The 3,856-nt window shown below is 74.1% G+C and carries 6 protein-coding genes; 4 read left to right on the top strand and 2 right to left on the bottom strand.

What is annotated here, in order from left to right; genetic code table 11:
• On the top strand, positions 1-653 hold a 653-nt coding region (locus ACOV8S_RS21085; protein WP_448319380.1), incomplete at its 5' end, for a cellulose binding domain-containing protein.
• 123 nt (positions 654-776) lie between these two features.
• On the opposite strand, the gene ACOV8S_RS21080 is transcribed toward ACOV8S_RS21085, so the two are convergent.
• Entirely contained in the window at positions 777-1,157 is a 381-nt protein-coding gene (locus ACOV8S_RS21080; protein ID WP_448319378.1) for a hypothetical protein, read from the bottom strand.
• Positions 1,158-1,219: 62 nt separating this feature from the next.
• Between ACOV8S_RS21080 and ACOV8S_RS21075 the strand changes: the two genes are divergently transcribed.
• Positions 1,220-1,762 carry an MOSC domain-containing protein gene (locus ACOV8S_RS21075; protein ID WP_448319376.1) on the top strand — a complete coding sequence of 181 codons (543 nt, stop codon included), beginning with the start codon at positions 1,220-1,222 and terminating at the stop codon, positions 1,760-1,762.
• 89 nt (positions 1,763-1,851) lie between these two features.
• Positions 1,852-2,493: a LysE family translocator gene (locus ACOV8S_RS21070; protein ID WP_448319374.1), complete on the top strand. Its 642-nt coding sequence runs from the start codon at positions 1,852-1,854 to the stop codon at positions 2,491-2,493.
• 9 nt (positions 2,494-2,502) lie between these two features.
• Here the strand turns inward: ACOV8S_RS21070 and ACOV8S_RS21065 are convergent, their stop codons facing one another.
• On the bottom strand, positions 2,503-3,399 hold the full coding sequence (locus ACOV8S_RS21065; protein ID WP_448319373.1) for a LysR family transcriptional regulator: 897 nt from the start codon (positions 3,397-3,399) through the stop codon (positions 2,503-2,505).
• Between the two features lie 87 nt (positions 3,400-3,486).
• Between ACOV8S_RS21065 and ACOV8S_RS21060 the strand changes: the two genes are divergently transcribed.
• A partial coding sequence (locus tag ACOV8S_RS21060; RefSeq protein ID WP_448319372.1) for an NAD-dependent epimerase/dehydratase family protein occupies positions 3,487-3,856 on the top strand: 370 nt, incomplete at its 3' end.

Below are 3,856 nucleotides of genomic sequence, written 5' to 3'. Positions count from 1 at the left end.
CGATCACCACGGTGACCGTCTCTCCGCACGCGGCGGCCGCCTCGGTCGGCGCCCCCGGCGCGCCGAAGGTCACCGCGGTGGACAGCTCCACCGCCACGCTGAGCTGGTCCGCGCCGAGCAGCGGCAAGGCGGTGCGCTACGAGGTGTACGAGCGCCTGGGCACGAACGCCCAGCTGCTGGCGACCTCGACCTCCACCTCGGCGACCGTGCGGAACCTGCCGCCGGGCTCCGAGCACACCGTCAACGTCCTCGCCCGTGACGCCGACGGCCGGCTCTCCCGCCCGTCCGTGCCGCTGACCTTCGCGACCACCGCGCCGCGCGACAGCAGCTGTCTGGTCAGCTACCGGGTGGACGCCGGCTGGGGCAACGGCTTCGTCGCCACGGTCACCGTGTCCAACCTCGCCGACACCGCGATCAACGGCTGGAGCCTGGACTTCGCCTGGCCCTCCACCGGCCAGTCCGTCCAGAGCTTCTGGAACGCGAAGGTCTCCAGTTCCGGGACCAAGGTCCACGTGACCGACAACGGGCAGAACGGGGAACTCGCCCCGAAGGGCGGCTCCACCGCCACCTTCGGGTTCGTCGGCGCCAACGACGGGGCCAACCCGGCCCCGACGGCCTTCACGCTGAACGGCACGGTCTGCCGCACCTCCTGACCCGGCCCGGCCCCCGCACGGGAGGGGCCGGGCCGGCACCCGGCGGGCGGTCCGGCGCCCGGCTCCCGCGTCACCGCCCGCCCGGGCGGCTCGCCCGGCGGCGCCACCGCCGCGTCGAAGCGGTCACCCGGCGGTGTAGCCGTCGAGGTATTCCAGGTCCCGGCGCGCCGGGCCGACGTGCACGTCCCCGTCGCGGACCTGCCACTCGCCGGGGCCGTCCGTCTCGTGGCTCACCAGGAACCACCCGGTGACCCGGTCCCCGTCCTCGTCCGAGGCGGGGATCCGGGCGACCGTCCGCAGTTGCGCCAGGACGTCCTCCAGGGCGGAAGCGCGGATGCTCGCGCCGTAGAAGACGTAGGCGCCCCAGTTGTAGCTCCGCCCGGGGAAGGCCCAGCCGCCCCGGTAGGGGAAGTCCGGCCGGTCGGCGGTCACGATCCGCCGGATCTCCTCCACCTGGCGGCCGTCACCCTGGAGGAAACCCCTGACCTCGGCGAAGACTCCCATTGACCTTTCCCCTCCGCTCAACTTGGCTGTTCCCCGAGCATCGTGCCGAACAAGGGGAGACCGTGACCGGAACCGTAGTCGCCGTCAGCCGGAGCAAGGAGCACACCTTCACCAAGCCCAACGAGGAGAGCATCACTCTGCTCGCCGGGCTCGGTGTGGAGGGCGACGCCCACGCGGGCGTGACCGTGAAGCACCGGTCGCGCGTCGCGCAGGATCCGACGCAGCCGAACCTCCGGCAGGTGCACCTCATCCACACGGAGCTGTTCGACGAGGTCGTGTCGGCCGGTTACGTGGTGGCGCCGGGTGAGATGGGCGAGAACGTCACCACCCGTGGCGTGGACCTGCTGGGCCTGCCCACCGGCACGCTGCTGCGGCTCGGCGAGGAGGCGGTCGTCGAGGTGACCGGGCTGCGCAACCCCTGCCTGCAGATCGACAACTACCAGCGGGGCCTGCTGCGGCAGGTCGTGGGCCGCGACGAGCACGGCGAGGTGATCCGCAAGGCGGGCGTCATGGGCGTGGTCCTCACCGGCGGCGTCGTCCGCCCCGGCGACACCATCACGGTCACCCTCCCCGCCGAGCCGCACCGGCCCCTCGAGAAGGTCTGAGCCCTCCCCTTCGGCCGGGAAGGCCAGGGCGGCCGGGACGGCCGGGAAGCGTCTCCCCCACGGCATGCCGGGCGTCGTAGCGTGGCCCGGTGCCGTCACCGGACCGTCTCGTCGCCCTCCTCGCCGTCGTGGCGGTGCTGATCGCCGTGCCCGGGCCCAGCGTCCTGTTCGTCGTCAGCCGGGGCGTCGCGCTGGGCCGCCGGGCCGCCGTGTCCACAGCCGTGGGGAACGAGCTCGGGCTGCTGGTCCAGGTGGCGGCCGTCGTGCTCGGCCTGGGCGAACTCCTCGAACGTTCCCAGCTCGCCTTCACCCTGGTGAAGTGCGCCGGCGCGCTGTACCTCGTGTACCTGGGCGTGCGGACCTGGCAGTCCCGCGGTTCGCTGATCCCGGAGGACGGGGCGGACGCCCGGCCCGCCGCGGCGCGGACGGGCAGGATCCTCCGCGAGGGCTTCGTCGTCGGCGTCAGCAACCCCAAGGGCGTGCTGATCTTCGGCGCGGTGCTGCCGCAGTTCGTGGACACCGCCGCCGGGAACGTGCGGATGCAGTTGCTGCTGCTCGGGCTCCTGTGCGTCCTGGTCGCGCTCCTCTCCGACACCGTCTGGGGCGTCCTCGCCGGCACGGCCCGCGGGTGGCTCGCCGGCTCGCCGCGCCGCCTGTCCGCCCTCGGCGGCGCGTCGGGGCTGACCATGATCGGCCTGGGGGCTCACCTGGCCGTCAGCGACCGCGACTGAGAGGAACCTTCACCGCGTGCGGGCCTGCTCCTCGAGGGCGGTGACGAGGAGGGACACCTCGGGGTGGTCGTGCCGGCGGCCGAGGACGGCGACGCCGATGTGGCGGGTCGGGGCCGGAGCGCGGACCGGGACGGTGCGGACGCCCGCCACCTCGGGCGCGAGGGCGACGGAGGGGATCAGCGAGACGCCCACGCCCGCGGCGACCAGGGAGCGGGCGAAGAAGTAGTCGGTCGTCGTGCCGCGCAGCCGCAGTGCGAAGCCGGCCCGCTCGGCGTGACGGCGCAGGTAGGCCTCGGTGGTGAGACAGCCCAGCACCCATGGTTCGTCGGCCAGTTCGGCCAGGTCCAGTGCGTCGCGGCCGGCCAGCGGGTGGGTCTCCGGCAGGACGAGGTGGAGCGGGTCCTCCAGCAGCGGGGTCCAGCGGACGCCGCGGCCCGGCCCTCCGGGCAGCGGGCCGTCGAAGTGGTAGGCGAGCGCGAGGTCCACGGTGCCCTCCCGCAGCAGGGGCAGGCTGTCCGCGGGCTCGCACTCCCGCACGTGCAGTTCCACGCCGGGCCGGGCGGCCGAGAGCGCCGCCAGCGCGCCGGGGAGCAGCAGCCTGCCGCCGCTGGTGAAGGTGGCGACGGTCAGCCGGGTGCGCCCGGTGCTGAGCCGGTCGACCTCGCGCCGCGCGTGTTCCAGTTCCGCCGCCACCGACTCCGCGGCACCGACCATGATCCGGCCGGACCGGGTGAGCGTGACGCCCCGCGTGCTGCGGACGACCACCTGGGCGCCGAGGCTCCGCTCCAGCGCGGCCACGTGCTGCGAGACGGCCGAGGGCGTCAGGCGCAGCGCGGCGGCGGCCCGGTTGAAGCTGCCGTGTTCCGCGACTGCCCGCAGGACGCGGAGCCGGTGCACGTCCATCAACAGTTCTCCTTCATCAACAGTTCTCCTTAACACCCGACCAGCCGACCGGTACTTCTGCCGATGACGCCGGGCCTCCAGGGTGGGGGCATGAGCGAGAGAATCTGTGTCATCGGCGGAAATCGTTACTTCGGGCGGCTCCTGGTGGAGAGCGCCCTGGCGGACGGCCATCAGGTCACCGTCGTCAACCGGGGCTCCGCCGCCCCGCCGTCCGGGGCCGATCACGTCGTGGCGGACCGGGACGACGAGGCGGCCCTGGACGCGGCGCTCGGCGACCGCGTTTTCGACGTGGTGGTCGACCAGGTCTGCTACACGCCGGTGCAGGCCGCGGTCGCCGCCCGCGTGTTCGGCGGCCGCACCCGCCGGTACGTGCTGACATCCACCATCGAGGTCTACCACCCGGCGGGCGCCCGGCTCCCCGCCGTGCCGGCGGGGGCCCCCGGGGCGGGGGCGGCCCGGG

It is taken from the genome of Streptomyces sp. CO7, assembly GCF_053474865.1.
Note: the sequence above shows the minus strand (reverse complement) of the source record. Positions and strands in the feature narration are given on the sequence as shown.

Bases quoted from the DNA above. Each gene is read 5' to 3' on its own strand.
- ACOV8S_RS21080 (WP_448319378.1), bottom strand. From the start codon at position 1,157: ATGGGAGTCTTCGCCGAGGTCAGGGGTTTCCTCCAGGGTGACGGCCGC.